The sequence below is a fragment of the Gordonia sp. GN26 genome (assembly GCF_054823965.1).
In genome coordinates this window covers 1-5,405 of sequence record NZ_JSYC01000079.1, presented here as the reverse complement: position 1 = coordinate 5,405, position 5,405 = coordinate 1, and the positions used below count along the sequence as shown (strand labels likewise).

The 5,405-nt window shown below is 67.4% G+C and carries 5 protein-coding genes; 2 read left to right on the top strand and 3 right to left on the bottom strand.

The genetic code is table 11. The features are described 5' to 3' along the window. Window positions 1-112 precede the first annotated feature (112 nt). Both OK17_RS16195 and OK17_RS16190 read left to right on the top strand, forming a co-directional pair. Window positions 113-598, top strand: coding sequence for a MarR family winged helix-turn-helix transcriptional regulator (locus OK17_RS16195; RefSeq protein WP_006868536.1), 486 nt, complete (start codon window positions 113-115; stop codon window positions 596-598). Window positions 599-657: 59 nt separating this feature from the next. Next, window positions 658-1,938, top strand: coding sequence for an MFS transporter (locus tag OK17_RS16190; protein ID WP_461418066.1), 1,281 nt, complete (start codon window positions 658-660; stop codon window positions 1,936-1,938). A gap of 110 nt (window positions 1,939-2,048) precedes the next feature. On the opposite strand, the gene OK17_RS16185 is transcribed toward OK17_RS16190, so the two are convergent. Genes OK17_RS16185 through OK17_RS16175 form a run of 3 tightly spaced genes read right to left on the bottom strand, consistent with a single transcriptional unit; the run spans window position 2,049 to window position 5,317 of the window. Continuing rightward, entirely contained in the window at window positions 2,049-2,741 is a 693-nt protein-coding gene (locus tag OK17_RS16185; RefSeq protein WP_232716802.1) for a helix-turn-helix domain-containing protein, read from the bottom strand. 51 nt (window positions 2,742-2,792) lie between these two features. After that, window positions 2,793-3,989: an NAD(P)/FAD-dependent oxidoreductase gene (locus tag OK17_RS16180; RefSeq protein ID WP_461418065.1), complete on the bottom strand. Its 1,197-nt coding sequence runs from the start codon at window positions 3,987-3,989 to the stop codon at window positions 2,793-2,795. After that, window positions 3,986-5,317, bottom strand: a complete 1,332-nt coding sequence (locus OK17_RS16175) for an FMN-binding glutamate synthase family protein (protein WP_461418064.1) — start codon at window positions 5,315-5,317, stop codon at window positions 3,986-3,988. Before OK17_RS16175 ends, OK17_RS16180 begins: the two co-directional genes overlap by 4 nt. Between the last annotated feature and the right edge of the window lie 88 nt (window positions 5,318-5,405).

The following is a 5,405-nucleotide window of genomic DNA, read 5'->3' as shown; positions in this document are numbered from 1 at the left end:
TCGGGGCACCCGCAGGCTCCTCGCCTACTCGACCAGCGTCGACGCCCGTGTCGTCGATCTCACAGCGTCACGAGGTATTACTTCGAGAGTCTAAGTATTAGAGTCTCTAAATGTGACTGTCCCAGATGCCGCTCAACTCGCCTCGGCCCTCCGGCCGAGCATCACGCGGCTCTACCTGTCGCTTCGACGACGCACACCGGTCGTCGAACTGACCGCCGCCCAGACATCGGCGATCAATGTCCTGGCCGACCATGGCCCGATGCGCATGGGTGAGCTCGCCGAACGCGAGTCGATCCGGATGCCCACCGCGACGTCGGTGATCGACGGACTCACCAAGCACGAACTGGTGGAACGCCGACCCGACCCGGCCGATCGTCGAGCCGTACTCGTCGATCTCACCGACCACGGTCGGGAACTGGTCGAACGGATCCGCCTCGGCCGCGACGTCGCCCTCACCGACGCCCTGGCCAACCTGAGCCCCGAACATCTCGAAGCTCTTGCCGCGGCCGCTCCGGCACTGCAAGCGCTCCGCGACGAGCTCGATCATCACCCCGCACAGACCTCAGCGGCGGTGGATGCCAAGACGGCCGAGAACTGACCCCTCGCCCGATCCACGTCCCCCGTCTCCGACAACCAGCCCCCGTTCAGAGGACCCACATGACCGTCACCGAAGACAAGGCCGCCACCGGCGCGTCGAACCCGCCACACACCGACGCGGAGAACACCTCGCTCCTCGCCATGTTCCGCATGCAGCCCCGTGCCGTGTGGATCACCGCGTTCGCGGCCACGATCGCCTTCATGGGCATCGGTCTCGTCGACCCGATCCTGCACAGCATCGCCCAGGCGCTCAACGCCCCGCCGAACAAGCTCACCCTGCTGTTCGGTGTGTACGTCGGCGTGCAGTGTGTGGCCATGCTCCTGACCGGTTGGGCCGCTTACCGTTTCGGCCCCAAGCGAACCCTGACCGTCGGCCTGGTGATGATCGTCGTCGCCGCCGGGATCTCGGTGTTCGCAAGCAACATCGATCAGCTGATCGCCTTCCGCGTGCTCTGGGGCCTCGGTAACGCCTTCTTCCTGGCCACCGCGTTGGCCTTCATCGTCTCCTCCGCCAAGGGCAGCAGGCAGGGCGCGATCATGATGTACGAGGCGGCCCTGGGCATCGGCCTCGCCGTCGGTCCGCTGCTGGGCGCGACGCTCGGCGAATGGAGCTGGCGTGCCCCGTTCGGCGGCACCGCACTGCTCATGCTCATCGGCGCCGTGCTGTGCGCGATCATGCTCCCCGCCGACGGCCCGCGGTCCGCGCGTGCCCGGGTCAGCGTCATCGATCCGCTCAAGGCCCTGCGTAATCGCACTCTCACCATCGCCGGCATCGGTTCGGCCTTCTACACCGGCGCCCTGTTCACCGTCATCGCCTGGGCACCGATCGCCATGGGACTCCGGCCCATTCACGCCGGCCTGGTCTTCTTCGGCTGGGGCCTGCTGACCGCCATCGCCGGTGTGTTCGTCGCGACGCCGCTCGCCCGGGTCGTCGGCGAGAAGGGTGGTGTGCTCGTCGCGATCACCGGCTACGGCATCGTCATGGCCCTCGCCGCCGTCGGAACGCTGTCCGACCAGGTCTGGCTCATCGGTCTCGCAGTCGTCCTGTCCGGTCTCCCGTCGGGCATCCTCAACACCCTGTTCACCGACCTCGCCATGGCGTCGGGCGGCAACGACACCCCGCGCTCGGTGTCCAGCGCCGGCTTCAGCTTCCTGCGCTGGGCGGGTGCGGCGGTTGCCGCGGTCCTGGTCTCCTACCTCGCCGAGTGGTTCGGCGACGTCGCCCCGTGGTGGTTCGCCGTCGGCTACTGCGCGGTCGCACTCGGTGCCGTGGCGCTGGTCAAGACCAACAAGCACAAGGTCTCTCCCGACGCCGCGCTCATCGGAGCCGAGGAGTTCTGAGGCCGGGCACGAGTCCTTTCGATACGCCCTTCGCAAGCTCCGGGCTACTCAAGGAACAGGGTGTACGCCCGCCGCAAGCTCGGGCTACTCGAGGAGCAGGGGCTTGGGCTTCAGACCGCGGAGTCGGGGAAGGCGATGACCGACAGGAAGCGCACGGGCAGTTCGACGAGTTCGACCGGCCCGTGCGCTCCTTCGCCGTCGAGCTGGAGGGCGTCACCGGGATGCATCCGGTACACCGACCGGCTGTGCGCGTAGTCCATCACGCCCTCGAGGACATACAGGAATTCGGTACCGGCGTGCTGGAACAGCGGCTGGGTCACCGACTTCTCCGTCAGGGTCACGAGCAGGCATTCGAGTCGTTTGTGTTCTCCGCGAAGCGATCCGAGCAACTCGTACTCGTGCCCCTCGCGTGAACCCTCACGGATGATCTCGTTGCCCTCCCCCGCCTTGACGAAGACGGCCGACCGCTCCATCTCCGCGCCGCGGAACAACGACGTCACCGAGACGTCGAAGCCGTTGGCCAGACGGGCGAGGGTGCTGAGGCTGCACGAGGTCTGTGCGTTCTCGATCTTCGACAGCATCGCCTTGGAGATGCCGACGCGGGTCGCCATGTCACCCACCGACAGTCCCTGCTGACGACGCAGCCGCCGCACGTTGTGCGCGATCGCCGTCTCGAGCTCGAGTTCCTCGACCGACTGGTCGACGGGGCGCTCCCGTGCGATGCCAGATTGGTTCCGGATCAATGGGTCGTCGGTCACCTCGCCAGCATAGTGAGCGAGGTCGTTCACTGTCAGTTGACACATGGTGTCGCGTCCTCTCGTCGGTTCACCCCCGTGCACACCGCTCGGCGACGCTCAGCGCATCTCCCCTGCTCCCACGTACGGGAACCTCGTCTTCAGGGGGTCGCCCTCGGCGAACCGGGTGAAGCGGAAGTCGGACTCCGGGATTCGCGGGTCCGAACTGTGTCCGTCGACGACGAGGTCGGCGACGAGCCTGCCGACTGCCGGCGAGATCTTGAAGCCGTGACCGCTGAACCCGACCGCCAGCACCAACCCGTCGAGTGGCCCGCGCGAGATGATCGGATTCCAGTCCGGCGTCACGTCGTAGCAACCGGCGTAGCTGCTGGTGATCGCAGGCTCGGTGAACCCGGGGAATCGGGTACCCACCTTGTCCACGGTGAGGTCGACGAAGTCGCTGTCGACGCGGTTGCTGTAGTTGTCCGGGTCGGCGATCTGCAGTTCCTTGAGATCGCTGTTGCCGAACAGGATCTCGCCGCGGACATCCGGCCGGACGTACTGCAGGGAGACGAGGTCGGAGAACACCGGCACCGCGCCGAGATCCTCGCCCGGATGGATCATCACGATCTGTTCGCGATGGACCGAGATCGGCACGTCGATGCCGTGCGGCGCCAGGAAGGGCTTGGACCACACGCCGGTCGCCACGACGACGGTGTCGGCGGAGATCGTCGAGCCGTCGGCCAGGCGGACGCCGGTGACCCGGTCCCCGTCCACGATCAGTTCGGTGACCGTCGTGCCCTGACGGATCTTGATACCGGTGGCCCGCGCGGCGGCGGCGAAGGCCTGGGCGGTCTGGTAGGCATCGCCGTAACCGCCACGCTCCTCCCAGCCGAAGGCCGCGAACGGCCCGAGATCGGCTGCCGGCCACATCTTCGCGACCTCGACGGCGTCGATCTCCTCGGTCTGGACGCCGACCTCCCGCTGCGCCGCAAGACTTTTCCGCAGATTCTCCACGTTCGCCTCGCCGACGCCGACGACATAACCGGTCTGTCGGAAGCCGATGTCGGTGCCGAAGATCTCCTCGGCCTTCTCGAAGACCTCGAGGCCCACCGCCGCCATCGCGGCGAGCGAACTGACCCCGTAGTGGCAGCGGACGATGCCCGACGACTTGCCGGTCATCCCGCCGCCCACGGTGTCACGTTCGCAGACCACCACATCGGTGATGCCGCGCTGACCGAGGGCCCATGCGGTGGCAGCACCTTCGAGTCCGCCGCCGACGATGACAACCGATGCGGTCGTGTTCTGTTCGCTCACAGCCCGCTCCCCGGAATCCAGTTGGTTCCGGCCATCGGCACCCGTGCCATCGCCGCGGCCTCGATGGTGATGGCGACGAGGTCCTCGGGCTCGAGGTGCTGGAGGTGGGCCTTGCCGCAGGCACGCGCGATGGTCTGGGCCTCCATCGTCATCACGCGCAGGAAGTTGGCGAGACGCTTGCCCCCGAGGACCGGGTCGAAGCGCGCGGCGAGTTCCGGATCCTGGGTGCTGATGCCGGCCGGGTCTCGACCGTCCTGGAAGTCGTCGTAGTAACCGGCCGCCGAACCCAACGCCTCGTACTCCTTGGCGTAACGAGGATCGTTGTCACCCAACGCGATCAGGGCGGCGGTGCCGATGGCCACCGCGTCGGCGCCGAGGGCCATCGCCTTGGCTACATCGGCACCGTTCCGGATACCGCCGGACACGATCAGCTGCACCTCGCGATGGACGCCCAGTTCCTGCAGTGCCTGGACGGCCTGCGGGATGGCGGCCAACGTCGGGATGCCGACATGCTCGATGAAGACTTCCTGCGTCGCGGCGGTGCCGCCCTGCATGCCGTCGACCACGACCACGTCCGCGCCGGAATGAACCGCCAGCTTCACGTCGTAGTAGGTGCGGCTGGCACCGACCTTGACGTAGATCGGCTTCTCCCAGTCGGTGATCTCGCGCAACTCGTTGATCTTGATGGCGAGGTCGTCGGGACCGGTCCAGTCCGGGTGCCGGCAGGCGCTGCGCTGGTCGATGCCCTGCGGGAGGGTGCGCATGCCCGCCACGCGCTCGGAGATCTTCTGCCCCAGCAGCATTCCGCCGCCACCCGGCTTGGCGCCCTGACCGAGGACGACCTCGATGGCGTCGGCCTTGCGCAGGTCGTCGGGATTCATGCCGTAACGCGAGGGCAGGTACTGGTAGACGAGGTGCTTGGACTGACCGCGCTCCTCGGGGGTCATGCCGCCGTCACCGGTGGTGGTCGAGGTACCGACCTCCGACGCCCCGCGGCCCAGGGCCTCCTTGGCGCCGGCCGACAGCGCGCCGAAACTCATACCGGCGATCGTGACCGGGGTCGACAGATGCAGCGGATACTTCGCGTTGCGGCCACCCAGGACGACATCGGTGTCGCAGCGTTCGCGGTAACCCTCGAGCGGGTAACGCGACATCGAGGCGCCGAGGAAGAGCAGGTCGTCGAAGTGGGGGAGCTTGCGCTTGGCACCCCAGCCGCGGATGTCGTAGATACCGGTCTCGGCCGCCCGCTGGATGGCGGCGATGGTGGTGCGGTCGTAGGTGGCGGATTCACGGAGGCCGCGCTGCTCGACGCTGAGGTTCTCGGTCATGGTGTTGTCTCTTTCGGTGTGTGTCGGCGCGAGGGGCCGGGATACGAGGGAGGTCGCCGGCCCTTCGTGGCTCGTCGCTATCGCTCCT